This window comes from Acinetobacter sp. CIP 64.7, assembly GCF_000369745.1.
Classification (GTDB): domain Bacteria; phylum Pseudomonadota; class Gammaproteobacteria; order Pseudomonadales; family Moraxellaceae; genus Acinetobacter; species Acinetobacter fasciculus.
Genome location: NZ_KB850179.1, coordinates 1,796,470 through 1,816,717, shown reverse-complemented (window position 1 = coordinate 1,816,717; position 20,248 = coordinate 1,796,470). Strand labels below are relative to the sequence as shown.

At 43.5% G+C, this 20,248-nt stretch carries 14 protein-coding genes; 12 read left to right on the top strand and 2 right to left on the bottom strand.

All coding sequences use genetic code 11. The annotated features are described in order from the left end of the window. From rplA to F890_RS15155, 6 genes are all read left to right on the top strand, one after another. Nucleotides 1-696: a 50S ribosomal protein L1 gene (gene rplA / locus F890_RS15180; protein ID WP_004278613.1), complete on the top strand. Its 696-nt coding sequence runs from the start codon at nucleotides 1-3 to the stop codon at nucleotides 694-696. Between the two features lie 301 nt (nucleotides 697-997). Next, entirely contained in the window at nucleotides 998-1,504 is a 507-nt protein-coding gene (gene rplJ / locus F890_RS15175) for a 50S ribosomal protein L10 (RefSeq protein WP_004278612.1), read from the top strand. A gap of 48 nt (nucleotides 1,505-1,552) precedes the next feature. Further along, nucleotides 1,553-1,918 (top strand): 50S ribosomal protein L7/L12, encoded by a 366-nt coding sequence (gene rplL / locus F890_RS15170; protein WP_004278611.1) that lies wholly within the window; start codon nucleotides 1,553-1,555, stop codon nucleotides 1,916-1,918. 306 nt (nucleotides 1,919-2,224) lie between these two features. Next, nucleotides 2,225-6,313 (top strand): DNA-directed RNA polymerase subunit beta, encoded by a 4,089-nt coding sequence (gene rpoB, locus F890_RS15165; protein ID WP_005267591.1) that lies wholly within the window; start codon nucleotides 2,225-2,227, stop codon nucleotides 6,311-6,313. Between the two features lie 150 nt (nucleotides 6,314-6,463). Continuing rightward, nucleotides 6,464-10,654, top strand: coding sequence for a DNA-directed RNA polymerase subunit beta' (gene rpoC, locus F890_RS15160; protein WP_005267589.1), 4,191 nt, complete (start codon nucleotides 6,464-6,466; stop codon nucleotides 10,652-10,654). A 201-nt stretch (nucleotides 10,655-10,855) separates the two neighbouring features. Beyond that, complete coding sequence (locus tag F890_RS15155) at nucleotides 10,856-11,221, top strand: glycine zipper domain-containing protein (protein WP_005108070.1); 366 nt, start codon at nucleotides 10,856-10,858, stop codon at nucleotides 11,219-11,221. A gap of 57 nt (nucleotides 11,222-11,278) precedes the next feature. On the opposite strand, the gene F890_RS15150 is transcribed toward F890_RS15155, so the two are convergent. Next, nucleotides 11,279-11,773: a DUF4442 domain-containing protein gene (locus F890_RS15150; protein WP_017397664.1), complete on the bottom strand. Its 495-nt coding sequence runs from the start codon at nucleotides 11,771-11,773 to the stop codon at nucleotides 11,279-11,281. 118 nt (nucleotides 11,774-11,891) lie between these two features. Here F890_RS15150 and F890_RS15145 point away from each other — a divergent pair, with 118 nt between their 5' ends. From F890_RS15145 to F890_RS15135, 3 genes are all read left to right on the top strand, one after another. Further along, nucleotides 11,892-12,773, top strand: a complete 882-nt coding sequence (locus tag F890_RS15145) for an alpha/beta fold hydrolase (RefSeq protein WP_005267584.1) — start codon at nucleotides 11,892-11,894, stop codon at nucleotides 12,771-12,773. 100 nt (nucleotides 12,774-12,873) lie between these two features. Beyond that, the gene (locus F890_RS15140; protein WP_005267581.1) at nucleotides 12,874-14,238 is read left to right on the top strand and encodes a Na+/H+ antiporter family protein; all 1,365 of its coding nucleotides are present in this window, start codon (nucleotides 12,874-12,876) and stop codon (nucleotides 14,236-14,238) included. Nucleotides 14,239-14,569: 331 nt separating this feature from the next. Next, the gene (locus F890_RS15135; RefSeq protein WP_005267579.1) at nucleotides 14,570-15,160 is read left to right on the top strand and encodes an OmpW/AlkL family protein; all 591 of its coding nucleotides are present in this window, start codon (nucleotides 14,570-14,572) and stop codon (nucleotides 15,158-15,160) included. Nucleotides 15,161-15,346: 186 nt separating this feature from the next. Here F890_RS15135 and F890_RS15130 read toward each other — a convergent pair whose 3' ends face one another. Next, nucleotides 15,347-16,210 carry an IS982 family transposase gene (locus tag F890_RS15130; RefSeq protein ID WP_005265583.1) on the bottom strand — a complete coding sequence of 288 codons (864 nt, stop codon included), beginning with the start codon at nucleotides 16,208-16,210 and terminating at the stop codon, nucleotides 15,347-15,349. Nucleotides 16,211-16,322: 112 nt separating this feature from the next. Between F890_RS15130 and F890_RS15125 the strand changes: the two genes are divergently transcribed. The 3 genes from F890_RS15125 (at nucleotide 16,323) to F890_RS15115 (ending at nucleotide 20,153) form a co-directional block, all read left to right on the top strand. Then, on the top strand, nucleotides 16,323-16,667 hold the full coding sequence (locus F890_RS15125; RefSeq protein WP_004647317.1) for a lysozyme inhibitor LprI family protein: 345 nt from the start codon (nucleotides 16,323-16,325) through the stop codon (nucleotides 16,665-16,667). A 150-nt stretch (nucleotides 16,668-16,817) separates the two neighbouring features. Next, nucleotides 16,818-18,737, top strand: coding sequence for a molecular chaperone HtpG (gene htpG / locus F890_RS15120; RefSeq protein WP_005267576.1), 1,920 nt, complete (start codon nucleotides 16,818-16,820; stop codon nucleotides 18,735-18,737). Between the two features lie 111 nt (nucleotides 18,738-18,848). Then, complete coding sequence (locus F890_RS15115) at nucleotides 18,849-20,153, top strand: IS4 family transposase (protein ID WP_005104965.1); 1,305 nt, start codon at nucleotides 18,849-18,851, stop codon at nucleotides 20,151-20,153. The last annotated feature ends 95 nt before the right edge of the window (nucleotides 20,154-20,248 follow it).

Genomic DNA, 20,248 nt, shown 5'->3' with positions numbered 1-20,248 from the left:
ATGGCTAAATTAACTAAACGTCAAAAAGCGATTGTAGCTGCTGTAGAAGCGCACAAAGTTTACACGCTAGAAGAAGCTGTTGCAGTTTTAGAGAGCCTTCCAGCTCCTAAATTCAAAGAATCTCTAGATATCGCGGTAAACCTAGGTGTTGATCCTCGTAAATCTGACCAAGTTGTTCGTGGCGCGACTACACTTCCTGCAGGTACTGGTAAAACTGTACGTGTAGCTGTATTCGCTCAAGGCGCTGCTGCTGAAGCTGCTAAAGCTGAAGGCGCAGACGTTGTTGGTTTCGACGATCTTGCTGAAAGCATCCAAGCGGGTAACCTTGACTTTGACGTAGTAATTGCTGCTCCAGATGCAATGCGCGTTGTAGGTAAACTTGGTACGATCCTTGGTCCACGTGGCTTAATGCCAAACCCTAAAGTGGGTACTGTAACTCCTGACGTTGCTACTGCAGTTAAAAATGCAAAAGCTGGTCAAGCACGTTACCGCGTAGACAAAGCTGGTATTATCCATGCTGCGATCGGTCAAGTAGGTTTTGAAGCTGCTGCTGTTCGTCAAAACGTTGAAGCACTTGTTGCTGACTTAAAACGTTTGAAACCTGCTACGTCTAAAGGCGTATACATTCAAAAGATCACTTTGAGCTCAACTATGGGTCCTGGTTTGATCGTTGATGTAGCAAACGTTTCTAAATAAGTCTCGACTTATTACAGAATTTTAAAGCCCTGAGTAAGTTTTAAAGCGCTGCTTTAAAACTTACGCAAGAAACGCTCCGTCGTATTTTGCAAACTTAGGCAAACTTTGAATTGATAAATGAAAATTTATCAGCGTCAAAGACCGCGGGCGAGGGGAGTTTTATGCTTCTCTCTTAATAGCCCAGCCTGCGTAGACGCGGTGGTGTGATTTGTTCATCCTCCGCGTGTGAGTCCAGTGATGGTCTTGCGAATTGGGAGTGTACTTCGCGTAAGTACATAAATCACCGTTAGGAGGTTTTACAATGGCTCTTCTTATCGAAGGCAAAAAACAGATCGTAGCTGAAGTAGCTGAAGTTGCTTCTACTGCATTTGCTGCTGTTGTTGCTGACTACCAAGGTTTGACTGTAGAGCAGTTAACTACTCTACGTGTTGAAGCGCGTAAACTTGGTGTTACTACACGTATCGTTCGTAACACTTTGGCTAAACGTGCTCTTCAAGATACTCAATTCAATATCTTGAACGACAACCTTGTTGGCCCAACAATCTTAGCTTTCTCGAATTCTGAAGACGACATGGGTGCTGCTGCACGTTTGTTCGAAGAATTCGCTAAAACTAATAAAGCATTTGAACTTAAAGCTGCTGCATTTGATGGCAAACTTTATCAAGGTGCAGAAGTTAGCGTAATCGCGAATCTTCCGAACCAAGAGAAAGCGCTTACTATGCTTGCAAACGTTCTTCAAGCTCCTATTTCGAAATTGGGTCGCTTACTTACAGCGCTTCAAGAGAAAAACGAGTCAGAAGCTGCTTAAGCTCAAACTTAAACACACATCATTCAATACCCATTTGGAGTTAATCTCATGGCTTTAACAAACGAAGAAATCCTAAACGCAGTTGCTGAAAAAACTGTTCTTGAACTTGTTGAACTTATCTCTGCTTTCGAAGAGAAATTCAATGTATCTGCTGCTGCTGTAGCTGTTGCTGCTGGTCCAGCTGCTGCTGCTGCTGAAGAACAAACTGAATTCAATGTTGAATTGACTTCTTTCGGCGCGAACAAAGTTGCTGTAATTAAAGCAGTTCGTGAAGCGACTGGCCTTGGCTTGAAAGAAGCTAAAGACATGGTTGAAGGCGCTCCTGCAGTTCTTAAAGAAGGCGTTTCTAAAGAAGAAGGCGAAGAGCTTAAGAAGAAACTTGAAGAAGCTGGTGCTACAGTTACTCTTAAGTAATTTCTTAAGGGAGCCGGTTTTTTATAATCGGCTCCAAAAATTGGCTGATGGCTCTTGGGTCATCAGCCTTTTTGCGTTACAATAATCGGCTCGATTTTTGTTTGCATGATATAAAAATCATACAAATTGAAAATAAACATAATGAACAAACGTTTACCAATATTTTTCATTAAAAAATATTGATAAGCGTTTTAATACCACTAAAAATTGCAGCATTTGTAAAGAGTGGTGGCCATATCGGCCAGCGTAATTCCTTCTGAGCCCGTTCTGCAGGCGGGCTTGGTTTACACTTTCCGAGGACTCCAGATGGCATACTCATATACCGAAAAGAAACGGATCCGTAAGAATTTTGGTAAATTGCCTAGCGTCATGGATGCTCCGTACTTGCTCGCGATTCAAGTCGACTCGTACAGAACATTCTTACAAGATGGCAAATCACCAAAAAACCGCGAAGATATCGGTCTCCAAGCCGCATTTCGTTCAGTTTTTCCTATTGAAAGTTATTCTGGCAATGCTGCTTTAGAATTTGTTGAGTATAGTCTTGGTAAGCCTGAGTTTGATGTACGCGAATGTATCCTTCGTGGCTCAACTTATGCAGCACCAATGCGTGTAAAAATTCGTTTGATCCTGAAAGATCGTGAAACGAAGTCAATTAAAGACGTACGTGAACAAGAAGTCTATATGGGCGAAATGCCATTGATGACGGATAACGGTACCTTTGTAATTAACGGTACCGAGCGTGTGATCGTGTCACAATTACACCGTTCACCAGGCGTATTCTTTGACCACGATAAAGGCAAGACTCACTCAAGTGGTAAAGTCCTTTATTCAGCACGTATCATTCCTTACCGTGGTTCATGGTTAGACTTTGAATTCGATGCCAAAGACCTCGTCTATGTACGTATTGACCGTCGTCGTAAATTGCTTGCGACTGTGGTACTCCGTGCCTTGGGTTATAGCAACGAAAACATTCTCGACATGTTCTACGAGAAAGTACCTGTGTATCTTGACATGGGTAGCTACCAGATTGACCTGGTGCCTGAACGTTTGCGTGGCGAAATGGCACAATTTGACATTCTGGACAAGGATGGCAAGGCAATTGTTGAGCAAGGTAAACGTATCAATGCGCGTCATGTACGTCAAATGGAAGCTTCAGGTCTTGAAAAACTTGCAGTGCCAGATGAGTACCTATATGAGCGTATCACTGCTGAAGACATCCAGTTAAAAGATGGCGATGTGATTGCAGCCAATACTGTATTAAGCCATGAAATCATGGTGAAAATTGCAGAAGGCGGCGTGAAGCAGTTCAATATTCTGTTCACCAATGATATCGACCGCGGTTCATTTGTTGCAGATTCTCTACGTGCAGATACAACGAGCAATCGTGAAGAAGCATTGGTAGAAATCTACAAAGTGATGCGTCCGGGCGAACCACCAACCAAAGAAGCTGCTGAAAACTTATTCAACAACTTGTTCTTCTCTTCTGAACGTTATGACTTGTCTCCAGTTGGTCGTATGAAGTTCAACCGTCGTTTGGGTCGTCCTTATGAAGTGGGTACAGACCAGAAGTCACGTGAGGTTGAAGGCATTCTCTCGAACGAAGATATCACTGATGTATTAAAAACATTAGTTGAAATCCGTAACGGTAAAGGTGAAGTCGACGATATCGATCACTTGGGTAACCGTCGTGTTCGTTCTGTGGGTGAAATGACAGAAAACCAATTCCGTGTAGGTCTGGTTCGTGTAGAACGTGCTGTTAAAGAACGTCTATCTCAAGCTGAAACTGACAACCTGTCTCCGCAAGATTTGATCAATGCGAAACCTGTTGCTGCTGCAATCAAAGAATTCTTTGGTTCAAGCCAGTTGTCTCAGTTTATGGATCAAAACAACCCGTTATCTGAGATTACGCACAAACGTCGTGTTTCTGCACTTGGTCCTGGCGGTTTGACGCGTGAACGTGCAGGCTTTGAAGTACGTGACGTACATCAAACTCACTACGGTCGTGTATGTCCAATTGAAACGCCTGAAGGTCCAAACATTGGTTTGATCAACTCGCTTTCTGTTTATGCGAAATGTAACAACTTTGGTTTTCTGGAAACCCCATACCGTAAGGTTGTTGATGGTCGTGTAACAGATGAAGTTGAATACCTGTCTGCGATTGAAGAAGTAGGTACTGTCATTGCACAGGCCGATTCTGCAATGGATAAAGACGGTAACTTAACAGAAGAGTTTGTATCTGTTCGTCATCAGGGTGACTTCGTACGTATTCCTCCTGAAAAAGTAACGCATATGGATGTATCTGCTCAGCAGGTCGTATCTGTAGCAGCGTCACTGATTCCATTCCTAGAACACGATGACGCCAACCGTGCGTTAATGGGTTCGAACATGCAACGTCAGGCAGTTCCGACGTTGATCGCTGACAAGCCGCTTGTTGGTACCGGTATGGAAGCGAACGTAGCACATGACTCAGGTGTATGTGTGATCGCTCAGCGTGGTGGTCGTATCGAGTTTGTTGATGCGTCTCGTGTGGTTATTCGTGTGAATGAAGACGAAATGATCGCAGGTGAAGCAGGTGTAGATATCTACAACCTGATCAAGTACACCCGTTCGAACCAGAACACTTGTATCAACCAGAAAGTTCTTGTGAACCTGGGCGATAAAGTGGGTCGTGGTGATGTCCTGGCTGATGGTCCATCGACTGATGGCGGTGAGCTGGCACTGGGTCAAAACATGCGCGTTGCGTTCATGACCTGGAATGGTTACAACTACGAAGACTCGATCTTACTTTCTGAGCGTGTTCTTCAAGAAGACCGTTTAACGTCTATTCATATCCAGGAATTATCATGTGTCGCACGTGATACCAAACTGGGTGCGGAAGAAATCACTGCTGATATTCCGAACGTAGGTGAAGCTGCTCTGTCTAAACTGGACGAGTCAGGTATCGTTTACATCGGTGCTGAAGTAACTGCTGGCGATATCCTGGTTGGTAAAGTAACCCCTAAAGGTGAAACACAACTTACTCCGGAAGAAAAATTGCTACGTGCAATCTTCGGTGAAAAAGCAGCTGACGTAAAAGACTCATCTTTACGCGTTCCATCAGGTACTAAAGGTACAGTCATTGACGTTCAAGTGTTTACACGTGACGGTCTTGAAAAAGACGAACGTGCTCAAGCAATTGAAAAAGCGCAATTGGATGCATACCGTAAAGACTTGAAAGAAGAATTCAAAATCTTCGAAGAAGCTGCACGTGAACGTGTAATCCGTCTACTGAATGGCCAAGAGTCGAATGGTGGCGGTACAACTAAACGTGGCGACAAACTGTCTGAAGACGTGTTGTCTGGTTTAGAGCTTGTTGATCTTCTTGAAATTCAACCAGTTGATGAAGCAATTGCTGAACGTTTAACTCAAATTCAAGTGTTCTTGAAAGAGAAGAGCTTCGAAATTGACGAGAAATTTGCTGAGAAAAAACGCAAACTTTCTACAGGCGATGAACTGACCACTGGCGTTTTAAAAGTTGTTAAGGTTTATCTTGCTGTAAAACGTCGCATCCAACCGGGTGATAAGATGGCGGGTCGTCACGGTAACAAAGGTGTTGTATCAAACATCTTGCCGGTAGAAGACATGCCACATGATGCCAACGGTGTACCTGTTGATATCGTATTGAACCCGCTTGGCGTACCATCACGTATGAACGTGGGTCAGATTCTTGAAACTCACTTGGGTATGGCGGCGAAAGGTCTTGGCGATCAAATCGACAAGATGATGAAAGAGCAACGTACTGTACTTGAGCTTCGTGATTTCCTGGACAAGATTTACAATAAAGTTGGTGGCGAGCAAGAAGATCTTGATAGCTTGACTGATGAAGAAATCTTGAAACTTTCTGGCAACTTGCGTGCTGGTGTGCCTTTGGCTACTCCTGTATTCGATGGTGCTGAAGAAGGTCAGATCAAAGAGTTGTTACAACTTGCAGGCCTATCTAGTACTGGTCAGACCGTATTATATGATGGTCGTACTGGTGAACGTTTCGATCGTCCGGTAACTGTTGGTTATATGTACATGCTGAAACTGAACCATTTGGTTGATGACAAGATGCATGCGCGTTCAACTGGCTCTTATTCTCTGGTAACGCAACAGCCGCTGGGTGGTAAAGCACAATTCGGTGGTCAGCGTTTCGGTGAGATGGAAGTCTGGGCACTAGAAGCTTACGGTGCAGCATATACGCTACAAGAAATGCTGACTGTGAAATCGGATGACGTTGAAGGCCGTACCCGTATCTACAAGAACATTGTGGATGGCAACCATTATATGGACCCGGGCATGCCTGAATCGTTCAACGTATTGACCAAAGAGATCCGTTCTTTAGGTATCAACATTGAACTGAAAAATGGTGACTAATTAGTTCCATTTAATCCCTCCAACCCCTCTTTGATAAAGAGGGCTTCCCCCTTAACAAAGGGGGACTGAGGGGGATTAAAATTCAGTTAAAAAACAATATTTGTGACCCAGTTGTTGAGTGAAAATCTCCACAACACACGGAGAAAAAAATTGAAAGACTTGCTCGATATCATGCGCAAAAAGACGGATTCAGAGGGTCATGCTCCAGTAGAGTTTGACCGCATCCGTATTGGTCTTGCGTCACCAGAAATGATTAAGTCATGGTCTCACGGTGAAGTTAAAAAGCCAGAAACCATTAACTATCGTACGTTTAAGCCTGAACGTGATGGTTTGTTCTGTGCCAAAATCTTTGGTCCAGTGAAAGATTACGAATGCTTGTGTGGTAAATACAAGCGTATGAAATACAAAGGCGTCATTTGTGAAAAATGTGGCGTTGAAGTAACAACTGCGAAAGTTCGTCGTGAACGTATGGGTCACATCGAGCTGGCTTCTCCAGTTGCACACATCTGGTTCTTGAAATCATTGCCTAGCCGTATCGGTCTATTATTAGACATGACGCTACGTGATATTGAACGTGTATTGTATTTCGAATCTTATGTCGTTACTGATCCGGGTATGACTCCATTTGAGAAATACCAACTTCTAAACGATGAAGAATACTTCAATGCCTTAGAAGAACACGGTGATGAATTCACAGCGAAAATGGGTGCTGAAGCGGTTCAAGACTTGTTGAAAGACATTGATCTTGAAGCTGAAATTGCGCGTCTTCGTGAAGAAATTCCTGTTACAACTTCAGAAACCAAGCTGAAAAAAGCGTCTAAGCGTTTGAAGTTGATGGAAGCATTCAACGATTCGAACAACAAGCCAGAATGGATGGTGTTGACTGTACTTCCAGTTCTTCCACCAGATCTTCGTCCGCTTGTACCACTTGAAGGTGGTCGTTTCGCGACTTCTGACCTGAATGATCTTTACCGTCGTGTGATCAACCGTAACAACCGTTTGAAGCGTCTTCTTGACCTTGCAGCGCCAGACATCATCGTACGTAACGAAAAACGTATGTTGCAAGAGTCTGTAGATGCATTGCTGGATAACGGTCGTCGTGGTCGTGCAATTACCGGTTCGAACAAGCGTCCGCTTAAATCTTTGGCAGACATGATCAAAGGTAAGCAAGGTCGTTTCCGTCAAAACTTACTTGGTAAGCGTGTTGACTATTCGGGCCGTTCGGTAATTACTGTTGGTCCAAACCTGCGTTTGCACCAATGTGGTCTTCCGAAGAAAATGGCACTTGAACTGTTCAAACCATTCATTTTCGCGAAACTACAAGCTTCTGGTCAAGCAACTACCATTAAAGCTGCGAAGAAAATGGTTGAGCGCGAAACCCCAGAAGTTTGGGACGTTCTTGCTCACGTGATTCGTCAACATCCAGTGATGTTGAACCGTGCGCCAACCCTTCACCGTTTGGGTCTTCAAGCATTTGAACCGATCTTGATCGAAGGTAAAGCGATCCGTCTACACCCACTCGTATGTGCTGCGTTTAACGCCGACTTCGATGGTGACCAAATGGCGGTACACGTACCATTAACACTTGAAGCTCAGCTTGAAGCTCGTGCGTTAATGATGTCGACGAATAACATCTTGTCTCCAGCGAATGGTGAGCCAATCATCGTACCGTCTCAGGACGTTGTCTTGGGCTTGTATTACATCACGCGTGATGCAATCAATGCCAAAGGTGAAGGCATGGTGTTCGCGGATACTCACGAAGTAAACCGTGCACTGGCAACAGGTCAGGTTGATCTACACGCTCGCGTTAAGGCACGTGTACACCAGACTGTGATCGACGAAGATGGTAACCGTGAACAGCAAACCATTATTGTAGATACGACGCCTGGTCGCTGCCTACTTTGGGAAGTTGTGCCTGAAGGTATGGATTTCCAGCAAATTAACGTTGAGATGACTAAGAAAAATATCTCGAAGTTAATTAACTCTTGCTACCGTAAATTGGGTCTGAAAGATACTGTTATCTTCGCTGACCAATTGATGTACTTGGGCTTCCGTCAAGCGACGCGTTCAGGTGTATCTGTCGGTATGGAAGACATGGTTATTCCACCGCAAAAACAAGCAATTATTGGTAAAGCGGAAGCTGAAGTTCGTGAAATCGAACAACAGTTCGAACAAGGTTTCGTAACTGCCGGCGAACGTTATAACAAAGTGGTCGATATTTGGGCGCGTACCAATGACCAGGTTGCTAAAGCGATGATGGACAACTTGTCTTTCACCACTGTGAAGAACAAACAGGGTGAAGATGAGAAGCAAAAATCATTCAACTCGATCTACATGATGTCTGACTCAGGTGCCCGTGGTTCGGCAGCTCAGATTCGTCAGTTGGCGGGTATGCGTGGTTTGATGGCGAAGCCGGATGGCTCGATCATTGAAACGCCTATTAAAGCGAACTTCCGTGAAGGTTTGACTGTACTTCAGTACTTCATTTCGACACACGGTGCGCGTAAAGGTTTGGCCGATACAGCACTGAAAACTGCGAACTCTGGTTACTTGACTCGTCGTCTAGTAGACGTTGCGCAGGACTTGGTTATTACCGAGCCGGATTGTGGTACGTATGACGGTCTGGTAATGACTCCGTTCATTCAAGGTGGCGATGTCATCGAGAACCTGGGTGCACGAGTATTGGGTCGTGTGGTTGCTGAAGACGTGAAACGTGTAGGTACAGACGAAGTTCTGCTTCCACGTAATACGTTAATTGACGAGAAACTGGCGACGTTTATCGAAAGCCAGGGTGTCGACGAAATCAAAGTACGTTCAGTCGTGAACTGTGCGTCTACCTTCGGTGTATGTGCGAAATGTTACGGTCGTGACCTAGCACGTGGTCACCAGGTGAACCCGGGTGAGTCTGTCGGTGTAATGGCAGCTCAATCGATTGGTGAGCCAGGTACACAGTTAACGATGCGTACGTTCCACGTCGGTGGTGCTGCGAGCCGAACTTCTGCTGCAAACAGCGTACAAGTTCGTAACCAAGGTACAGTACGTTTCCACAATGTGAAAACAGTACAACATGCCAAAGGTCACTTGGTATCGACTTCACGTTCAGGTGAAATCGGTATTGCAGATGATTTAGGTCGTGAGCGCGAGCGCTATAAACTGCCTTACGGTGCGTCTATTTTGCTGAAAGATGGCGAAGCTGTAGAAGCAGGCGGTATTGTGGCGACTTGGGATCCGCATACACATCCATTAGTAACAGAAGTTGCTGGTAAAGTACGTTTCAGCCAGATTGCTGATGGTGTGACGGTTACTTCTAAAACTGATGATGCAACAGGTATGTCAACTATCGAAATCTTGCCAGTGACTTCACGTCCTGCGTCAGGTAAAGATTTGCGTCCTGCTGTTGTGTTGGATACCGTTGATGGTGGCGAACAGTTCTACTTCCTGCCACAGAACACGATTCTTTCTGTGCGCGATGGCGAAACGATTGGTGTCGGTGATGTCATCGGTCGTGTACCACAAGAAACTTCACGTACCCGTGATATTACCGGTGGTCTGCCGCGTGTAGCTGACTTGTTCGAAGCACGTAAGCCGAAAGAGCATGCAATCCTTGCAGAAGTGTCGGGTGTTGTAAGCTTTGGTAAAGAGACTAAAGGTAAGAACCGTCTGGTAATTACGCCGGATGATGGCTCTGAGATTTATGAAGAGCTGATTCCAAAATGGCGTACGATTAACGTGTTCGAAGGCGAACATGTGAACCGTGGTGAAACTATTTCTGATGGTCCACAGAACCCGCACGATATCTTACGTTTGAAAGGCGAAGTTGCGCTGACAAACTACATCGTGAACGAAGTTCAGGACGTATACCGTCTGCAAGGTGTAAAAATCAACGACAAGCATATTGAAGTGATCGTACGTCAAATGCTGCGTAAAGTTGATATCACTGATGGTGGCGATACCAGCTTCATCAAAGGCGAACAAGTGGATTACATCCGCGTTGTTCAAGAAAACCAAGCAGTTCTTGCACAAAACAAGTTCCCTGCGAAGTTTGAACGTCAATTGATGGGTATTACGAAAGCATCGCTTTCTACTGACTCGTTCATCTCTGCTGCATCGTTCCAGGAAACCACGCGTGTGTTAACTGAAGCGGCTGTAACAGGTAAAGAAGATGACTTACGCGGCTTGAAAGAGAACGTAGTTGTAGGTCGCCTGATCCCAGCGGGTACAGGTTTGGCTTACCACCTGGAGCGTCGTCGTCAAGAAGCAGAAGCTGCAGAATTTGAACTGCACAATGACTTCTCTGATGTAGACCAAGCGCTTAGCCAGGCATTTAACGAAGAATTCTAATTCGAGTTAAAGCTGAGAAAAGAGACGCCTTCGGGCGTCTTTTTTTGTCTAAAATTTATAAATAAGACAGCTTGAACAGAAGAATAATCCATTGATATTTACAAAACTCAGCAGGAATACCGAGAGAAGTAACACGCTACAGATTTTAGTTTCATAAAATGAAGATAAGCTTAATTAAAACAAGACAGGAAGGCCAAGGTCATGAAAAAATTAATGGGTGTTATGGCAGTTGCCACTCTTTCCACCTTTATGTTGGCGGGTTGTGAAAGTATGTCTGCCAATGAGCAACGGATCGGTGCTGCGGCCCTTGGTGGTGCAGTCGGTGGTGGTGTTGGTAATAAAGTCGGCGGTGGGGTTGGTGCAGCTGTAGGTGGTGGTGCCGGTGCTGCAGTGGGTAGTAAATCCCAAGGCGGTTCAAACCGTAATGCGACCTATAGTGGTGTAGGTGGTGCTGTTGGTTCCGCAGTCGGTAAAAGCATCTTCGGTGGTAATGCGGGTGCTGCAATCGGTGGCGCAATCGGTGGTGGTGCCGGTGCTGCGATTGAACAGGATAACCGTCGTCGTTAAGTCGAAAGTCATTTCAGATTTAGCTAGATTTAAAAGCGCCAATGTGGCGCTTTTATCTTATTTAGGAGCGTTAATTTTCCCTTTGCTCTGTTTCCGCCGGATATATACCGTTTTTTCTACTTCGGCAATTCTGACCCCGGCTTCATCATAAATATTCAGCTGATAATGCCGATACACTGGCGCGTTGTCAGTCGCCAGATTGATAATCGTGGTAATTTCTTCAGCAGAAATCCGAATGTCTGCTACCACTGTACCGCGACCCGGTGCCAAAAACTGAATGCTGGCGCCTTTATCCCAGACCAGGTATTTCGGCCCCAAATGATGCATCAGCAATAACATATAAAAGGGATCGACCATTGAATACAGGCTGCCACCAAAATGCACACCGACAATATTCTGGTTCTTACGGGTCAGCGGCATTTTGACCCGAACGTGATAATTATTAAAATCAATCTTATCAATTTCAATGCCTGCACCACGATAAGGGGCATAGCGGTTCAGAATAAATTTTGAAACCAGAGGCAGTTTTTGAATTTTCTGGAATAGGCTCATACTGACATTCTTTTTTGCGGCTGTGATTATGCATACTAGAGCAACAAAAATGCGCTGGCATTGATCAATCATGCCGATTTATAAACTAAGTGGTCAATAACAAAAACAGGATCAAAAGATGGAAATGCACATGCAATGGGTCGATACCACGGATCAGCAGCGTCTTTGTGTCAAAACTTATGGACAATTCGAACAACCGGCATTGGTGCTGGTTCACGGCTATCCCGATCATCAGGCAGTTTGGGAGCCAGCCATTGCTCATTTGAGTCAGGATTACTTTGTTGTGACTTATGATGTCCGTGGCGCAGGTGAGTCCAGTATTCCCAAAAAAATCTCCGATTACCGCTTGGCCCGTTTAAGTCAGGATCTGGAAGAGGTGGTGAATAAGATATTGCCGAATCGAGCTTTTCATCTGGCTGCGCATGACTGGGGCTCAATTCAGTCCTGGGAATCTGTCACCGATCCACGCTTCAAAGGACGAATTCTGTCTTATAGCACCTTGTCTGGGCCATGTCTGGATCACGCGGCTTTCTGGATGCGTGAACAGTTCCAGCAAAACAAGACAAAATTCTTAAAGCAAATGAGCAAGTCCTGGTATATCGCGATGTTTCATTTGCCCTTGGTGGCGCCATTGGCCTGGAATTTTTTTAATCCGCAGCGTTGGGGCAAGATCGTGCAGCAACTGGAAAGACACGATGATCTGCCACTCAACCCGCATATTGTCAAAGATGGCAAATATGGTGTGAACCTGTATCGGGCCAATTTTTTGCCACGCTTAGCTCAACCACGGCAGCGTTTTGCCATCTGTCCGGTACAGGCGATTGTACTGAAATATGACCAGTTTGTCGGGCCAGATCTGGTTGATGAAATGTCAAAATGGGTGGATGATTTCTCGAAAGTAGAACTGGCTGCCAATCACTGGGCGATTCTGAGTCAACCGGAGCAAGTGGCTCAATTGATTGATGAGTTTATTCAGCGTAAATCTGTTGTCATCACTTGATAGGCCACTCAGCTAAACATGACCCGACCAGAAAAAAGTGGCGGAATTTTTATCCGCATTTTCTGATAAAATAGCCGCTTTCTCTCTATTCCGATTCATTATGTTCGCAATTCTTGCTGCTATTGGAGTCATGTTCGGACTCTCGTTGGCACGTGTACCTGTGGTTTTTGCCCTGGTCATTGGTGCTGTTACAGGTGGTTTATTGGCAGGTCTGGGCCTGCAGGGAACCTTAGACGCGTTTAACAATGGCTTGGGTGGTGGTGCCAAAATTGCCTTGGCTTACGGTATTTTAGGTGCATTTGCTTTGGCTCTGGCGCGTTCGGGTTTACCGGATTTGCTGGCTTATAAAATGATCAGCACCTTAAAAGGTGAGGCCGATTTTAAAGCGCAAAATCGGGTGAAATATCTGATCTTCTTCACGGTTGCCATTGCTGCCGTGTTCTCGCAGAACGTCATTCCCGTGCATATTGCCTTCATTCCGGTACTGATTCCGCCACTATTGATTGTATTTAACCATTTACAGCTGGATCGCCGTTTAGTGGCCTGTTTGCTGACCTTTGGTCTGGTTGCCACCTATATGCTCATTCCAGTCGGTTTTGGTGCGATCTTCCTGAATGATATTCTGGGTCATAACATCAATACCTTTGGTAAGCCTTATGGTTTTGAAATTACTTATGATCAGATTCCATCTGCAATGGTCATTCCGGTCATTGGCATGCTGGTCGGATTGTTGATTGCCATTTTTTTCTCTTACCGTAAACCACGTCTCTATAGAGATATTCATGTCGAAGAGCAGCAAAGTATTTCTGCTGAACTCGGGGTAGAACAAAATCTTAAACCTGAAATTTCGAAATTCACCATCTGGATGGCCGGCCTTGCAGTCGTAGCAACATTGGCTGTACAGCTGTATTCAGATTCAATGATTCTGGCAGGTTTAGTCGGTGTCGCGATTCTAAGCTGTGCTGGAATTTTCAAATGGAAAGAAGCGGATGATGTGATCATTACCGGTATGCGCATGATGGCGCTGGTCGGCTTCATCATGATTGCAGCACAAGGTTTTGCCGCCGTGATTGAAGCGACCAATCAGGTACCTGCACTGGTCGAAGCATCGGTCAACTGGATTGGTGACAGTCAGGCACTGGCAGCGTTCCTGATGTTGCTCATCGGCCTGTTGATTACTCTAGGCATTGGTTCATCATTTTCAACCGTGCCGATTCTGGCCATCATCTATGTGCCGCTGTGTATCCAGTTCGGTTTTAGCCCTGCGGCGACCATTGCGATTATTGGAACTGCAGCAGCTTTGGGTGATGCCGGTTCTCCAGCTTCGGATTCAACTTTAGGCCCAACTTCTGGTCTGAATATGGATGGTCAGCATGATCATATGAAGGATAGTGTGATTCCAACCTTCATTCATTTTAATATTCCGCTTATCATCTTTGGCTGGATTGCAGCCATGGTTCTGTAAGTCAATTTCAATCTGCTCTGATATCTATTGGAGCAGATTTATCTGGATTAAAAATAAATAATAAGATGTATTTAAAATATATGTTTAAATAAAAATTAATATAAACCTGATTATTTTAGTTTGAATAAATTCATATTTATCTGATTAATATACTTGGTATTTAAAACCAACCAATTCAGTCAATTTAAAATAAATAACTTTTTAAATCAGTAGTTTAAATAATAATTAAAAATTAGTTTTATAATACTTATTGCATATTATTTTCCCTCGTGTTTATTATTAATTAAGATTTATTTTCTTAATAATTATTCTTCCTGTGGGGTATTTTAAAATGTTAAAGCAAGCTGCTATAATTGCATTAATGGGTCTTTCTGCATCTGCGATGGCAGGTCAATGGCAGGTGAAAGTCGGTGCCAGTTCTTTAGCACCATCAAGTGACACTGAAATTGCACCAGGTTTAGTCGTAGAAGCCGATCAGGAATATGGTTTTACGCCATCGGTTGAATACTTCTTTAATGACAATATCTCGGCAGAATTATTATTGGCTACCCCGTTTAACCATGACATTTCTCTTCAAGGTGTAGGTAAGGTGGCTAAGATCAAACATCTGCCACCCACAATTACTGCTAAATATCACTTTAAAAACGCAACACGCTTTACGCCATATATTGGTGTAGGTGGCACAGCTTTTATTGCTTGGGATGAAGAAGGTCTGGCTAAAGATGTGAAAGAAGCATTTGGTGTAGCAGGTCAGATCGGCTTTAATTATCAGCCAGCCGATGCCAAAAACTGGGGAGTATTTGCTGACGTGCGCTATGCAGATTTGAGTCCTGAAGTGACTTTAGATGATGCTGATAATACTAAATTCGACTTGAATATTGATCCTTGGGTTTACACGATCGGTTATAGCTATAAGTTTTAAATTCTAGTCTTACTCAACAAAAAAGCCTCATCTTGAATGAGGCTTTTTTTTCAAAATAACAACGATTTATAACTTATTGAAATTGAGCAGATCGGCAATGTTCAACTATATTAAAACGAATAAAGTAAATATTAATTGAATACGACTTAATAATTGAATAATAAACCTGAGTTCGATGAAATCCACTTAGCCTTTTAGCATATTTTGGAAAGTTGGCTTATTGGGGTTCAAGCAATAAGCCACTACAGCAGCCATAATATTCACCATGAAGTTGTTGACCGAACGATGACGTGAATGTTCAAGTTGCTGCAAATTTTTTAACTGATCATTTACTGTTTCGATCAATCCTCTTTTGCAAAGCAATTGTTTTTCTTGTTCAGTATGAATAGGTTTATTTTTCATATTCCTGCGTGATGGAGTCAATATTTTTAGTCCTCTGGCTGCTAAAGCTTCAGCTTTTGCTTTGCTCAAATAGCCTTTATCTCCGAGTAAAATTCCTTTTAACTCTTTAGTTAAAGATTCAAGTACAGCAACATCATGAACATTTCCTGATGTAAGTGTGAGATTAATAATTTCACCTAAATTATTGATAATCAGGTGTAATTTAAAACCATAAAACCAACCCGTACTACTTTTTCCACGACCGGCCAAACCTTTAAATACACGATGCCTTTTAATCCGAAGATTATGGCAAACCACCAATTTAGTGGAGTCAATGATACTGATTCCCGTATCTTTTCCTTTCACTTGATGGAAGAAACTACTCAGAGCTTGCAAACAACGGGGCATGATTTCAATAAATCGGTTGTAGCTAAGCAGTTTAGGAAAAGCAGATTTCCAGAATGGAACGATCATTTGGCAATAAAAATATTTGAAGAATCTAAAACCGGATTGATGAAATAAAATGACAATGGTCATTGCTTCAGACAAGCTTAAAGCTGACTTTTTCAGCCTGGTTTTTTGATCAGAAATTAAAGCTTTCTCTAAAGACTCATTAAATTTTTTGCAGAAATCATCCAAAATACAAAATAATTCGGTAATATGATCCATTGAAAAGCCTTGTTTTATAACATTTTGTCTTGAGAACCAATATGTTACAAATACAGGGCTTTTTTTTCTACTCTTTTTTTATATCGAACTCAGGTTAATAAGGAAGATCAGCATGAAGTTTTTAAGCCAAGGTATTGTGATCTTCTTCAGCCTGCTGGCAGGGTCTGCCTATGCGGCAAGTTTTGATTGTCAGAAAGCTGAAACCGTGACAGAGAAAGCGATTTGTGAACATCGTCTGCTCAATGATGCCGATGTCAAGATGAGTACCAGCTATCATATTTTACGCCGTATGGTGCCTATGGGAACCCGTTCGGTGATCCAGCGTGATCAGGTGAAATGGCTACAGTTCCGTGACCGCTGTCAGGAATCGGTGTCCTGTCTGAGCCAGGTCTATAATATGCGCCAGCAGCAAATAGACCTGCAATTTCAACGTATTTATAAGCTCGGGCCTTATTAAGCGTTTACAAATGCAGGCCATTTTAGATCAAACGATCCTTTATAAAGTATCTTGAGAAAAAATATACAACTGGCTATTGAAAATTTAGCAACTCACTCCATTCATATAGGCAACAGTATTGACCTGTATTTAAAATAAAAGGAGTGATTAATGAGCGAGTCTAGCGCACAAAAACATAGTTTCCAGGCTGAAGTGGCTCAGTTACTACATCTCGTGACCCATTCGCTTTATTCAAACCCTGAAATTTTCCTACGTGAATTGATCTCGAATGCCTCAGATGCATGTGACAAATTACGTTTTGAAGGGATTAACCATCCCGAATTTTATGAAAATGATCCTGATCTGCGCGTTCGTGTCAGCCTGGATGTAGACAACAAAACCATTACCATTTCAGACAACGGGATTGGCTTAAGCGAACAGGAAGCCATTGATAATTTAGGGACTATTGCCAAATCAGGCACCAAAGATTTTATGTCCAAACTGACCGGCGATCAAAAAGCCGATGCCCAGTTGATTGGCCAGTTTGGTGTCGGTTTTTACTCCGGCTTTATTGTCGCTGACAAGATTACGGTAGAATCGCGTCGTGCCGGCACAGATGTCTCTGAAGGCGTACGCTGGATTAGTGGCGGAACCGGTGAGTTCGAAGTTGAACAGATCAGCAAAGAAGGCCGTGGTACAGATATTATTCTGCATCTGCGTGACGATGCGCTGGATTATTTGCAAAGCTATAAAGTGAAGCAGATTATCAATAAATATTCAGACCACATCAGCCTGCCAATCCAAATGCAAAAAGAAGTCTGGCAGGAAGAAGAAGCGGCTGAAGGTGAAACGTCTAAAGGTGGCCAATATGTCAAAATCGATGAGTGGGAAGCCATTAACTCGGCCAGCGCATTATGGACTCGTAACAAGTCGGAAATTACTGAAGAGCAGTATGTCGAGTTCTACAAGAACCTGAGCCATGATTTCGCAGCGCCATTGGCTTGGGCGCATAACCGCGTTGAAGGCAGTACTGAATATACCCAGTTGTTATATATTCCAAGCAAAGCGCCACATGACATTTTCACCCGTGAATCCAAAGCGGGTATCAAACTGTATGTGAAACGTGTGTTCATTATGGATGATGCGGATAACCTGATTCCAAACTACCTGCGCTTTGTGCAAGGTGTGGTGGACAGTGCCGATCTGCCATTGAACGTGAGCCGTGAATTACTGCAAGAAAGCCGTGATGTAAAAACCATCCGTGAAGGCAATACCCGCCGTATCCTGACCATTTTGGATAATCTGGCTAAATCTGAAGATGAAAAAGATCAGGCAAATTTCAAGACCTTCTATCAGGAATTTGCTTCAGTATTGAAAGAAGGTCTGGGCGAAGATTTCAGTAACCGTGAACGTATCTTAAAACTGCTGCGTTATGCGACGTCGACCAATGATGAAGTCAGCACATCATTGGCAGACTATAAAGCACGTATGAAAGATGGGCAGAAAGCCATTTATTATGTGACTGCAGATAGTCTGAATGCTGCGAAAAATTCACCACAACTGGAACTGTTCAAGAAAAAAGGCATTGAAGTTCTGTTGATGACTGAACGCGTGGATGAATGGGCGATGAACTTCGTGAATGAGTTCGATGGTACGCCTTTGCAAAACGTGTCGAAAGGTGCAGTTGACTTAGGTGACCTTCAGGATGCCGAAGAGAAGAAAGCCCTTGAAGAAGCCGCAGCCCAGTTTAAACCGGTGGTGGATAAGTTGACGGATTCATTAAAAGACAAGACCAAAGAAGTGCGGGTGACGACGCGTCTGGTCGATTCTCCGGCTTGTCTGGTGACTGGAGAAGGTGAGTTGTCTCCGCAGCTGATTCGTATGCTGAAAGATGCAGGCCAACCTGTGCCGGATATCAAGCCGATTTTGGAAATCAACCCGGAACATCCGTTGGTGAAAAAACTGGATGGCTCGGCGCAGTTTGATGATCTGGCCAATGTGATCTTTGACCAGGCAGTGATTGCAGAAGGTGGATTACCAGAAAATCCTGCTGAATATGTCAAGCGGATTAATAGCTTGCTGCTTGCTTAACTGCTGATGTGTTGAATGAGAAAATCCCTCTTCGGAGTAATGCCAGTCAGTTAAGCAGACATTAGAAAAATGTAGTAAAAATGAGTGTATGCCAATACGCTCATTTTTTTTATGACTTTATCTGAAAATTTAGATTGCACCCTTCAACATTCTTTGCCTTCACTCAGCCATTTCAGTGAACTCATTGATTTAAACTGGATTAAAGAAAGCCTACATCAAACAGGTAAGGCTTCTATCAGGAGAAGAAAATTACCTGCCGAACATGTGGTATGGCTGGTAATTGGGCTTGCCCTATTTCGAGATCAACCGATCGGGTATGTCGTAGAGCAACTAAAACTTGTGTTTGGTACAACAGAATATTGTGTCCCCAGTGCAGCAGTGCAAGCACGACAACGTTTAGGACGAGAGCCCTTGAATACCTTGTTTTCTCTACTCAGCCAAGCCTGGTTTGAAGAATCCCAACAGCAATACTCAAACTTTCATGGCCTTAGTGTATGTGCTGTTGACGGGGTGGTTTGGTCTATGCCTTATACAGACGAGAATTTTGAACACTTTGGCTCATCTAAGGGTAAAACCGCTGCAGCCCCTTATCCACAAGTGAGAGCAACCTGCCTGGTAAATACCAGCACCCATGAAATCATTGATGCCCAAATAGGTAGCATGGATCAGGGTGAACTTACACTGGCAAATCGATTATGTCCTCCATCGCATAGTATTACCTTGTTTGATCGAGCCTATTTCTCTGCTGATTTCTTGATTGACTGGCAAACACGAGTAGAAGCCAGTCATTGGTTAATGAGAGCAAAAGATAATTTACGCTATGAGATCATTAAACGTAATTCCCCGCATGACTTTCAAATCAAAATGCCTCTTTCAGCTAGAGCCAGGAAGCTAAATCCATCATTAGGAGAATATTGGGAAGCGCGTTTGATTGAAGTTGAGCAGGCAGGGAAAATTAGACGTTATATCACTTCATTAATGGATTCAAAGGCATATCCACTGATAGGCTTGGCGAAGCTTTATGCTCAGCGCTGGGAAATAGAAATGTGTTACCGAGAAATCAAAAGTGATTTACAGGAAGGTAAGCATTTGAGGAGCAAGCAACCTGATTTAATTTATCAAGAATTATGGGGGGTCTTCATTGCCTATAATATTCTAAGAAGACAAATGAAACATATGGCTCAACGTGCAAAAGTCAGTCCTTTGAGAATCAGCTTTCATATTGCCTCTATCAGCATCCTGAATATATTAAGATTTGATTCTTTAGACTCCGCAGGGAATTTACCTAAACATCTAGAAAGTTTACTGGAGAAATCGAGGAGGTATGTTTTGCCTGAGAGAAGGGTTAGAAGTTGCCCACGAGTTGTGAAAGGAAAACCGCAGAAATACCCAAGAAAATGCCAGTCAATTTCTTAACTGACTGGCATTACCTCTTCGGAGGGATTTTTTATGCCTGCTTCATTTTTCATTTCTAGAAATGATCTGGAAAAACGATAGAGAGAATAAAAAAA

Bases quoted from the DNA above. Each gene is read 5' to 3' on its own strand.
- rplA (WP_004278613.1), top strand. From the start codon at position 1: ATGGCTAAATTAACTAAACGTCAAAAAGCGATTGTAGCTGCTGTAGAA.
- rplJ (WP_004278612.1), top strand. From the start codon at position 998: ATGGCTCTTCTTATCGAAGGCAAAAAACAGATCGTAGCTGAAGTAGCT.
- rplL (WP_004278611.1), top strand. From the start codon at position 1,553: ATGGCTTTAACAAACGAAGAAATCCTAAACGCAGTTGCTGAAAAAACT.
- rpoB (WP_005267591.1), top strand. From the start codon at position 2,225: ATGGCATACTCATATACCGAAAAGAAACGGATCCGTAAGAATTTTGGT.
- F890_RS15155 (WP_005108070.1), top strand. From the start codon at position 10,856: ATGAAAAAATTAATGGGTGTTATGGCAGTTGCCACTCTTTCCACCTTT.
- F890_RS15150 (WP_017397664.1), bottom strand. From the start codon at position 11,773: ATGAGCCTATTCCAGAAAATTCAAAAACTGCCTCTGGTTTCAAAATTT.
- F890_RS15145 (WP_005267584.1), top strand. From the start codon at position 11,892: ATGGAAATGCACATGCAATGGGTCGATACCACGGATCAGCAGCGTCTT.
- F890_RS15140 (WP_005267581.1), top strand. From the start codon at position 12,874: ATGTTCGCAATTCTTGCTGCTATTGGAGTCATGTTCGGACTCTCGTTG.
- F890_RS15135 (WP_005267579.1), top strand. From the start codon at position 14,570: ATGTTAAAGCAAGCTGCTATAATTGCATTAATGGGTCTTTCTGCATCT.
- F890_RS15130 (WP_005265583.1), bottom strand. From the start codon at position 16,210: ATGGATCATATTACCGAATTATTTTGTATTTTGGATGATTTCTGCAAA.
- F890_RS15125 (WP_004647317.1), top strand. From the start codon at position 16,323: ATGAAGTTTTTAAGCCAAGGTATTGTGATCTTCTTCAGCCTGCTGGCA.
- htpG (WP_005267576.1), top strand. From the start codon at position 16,818: ATGAGCGAGTCTAGCGCACAAAAACATAGTTTCCAGGCTGAAGTGGCT.
- F890_RS15115 (WP_005104965.1), top strand. From the start codon at position 18,849: ATGACTTTATCTGAAAATTTAGATTGCACCCTTCAACATTCTTTGCCT.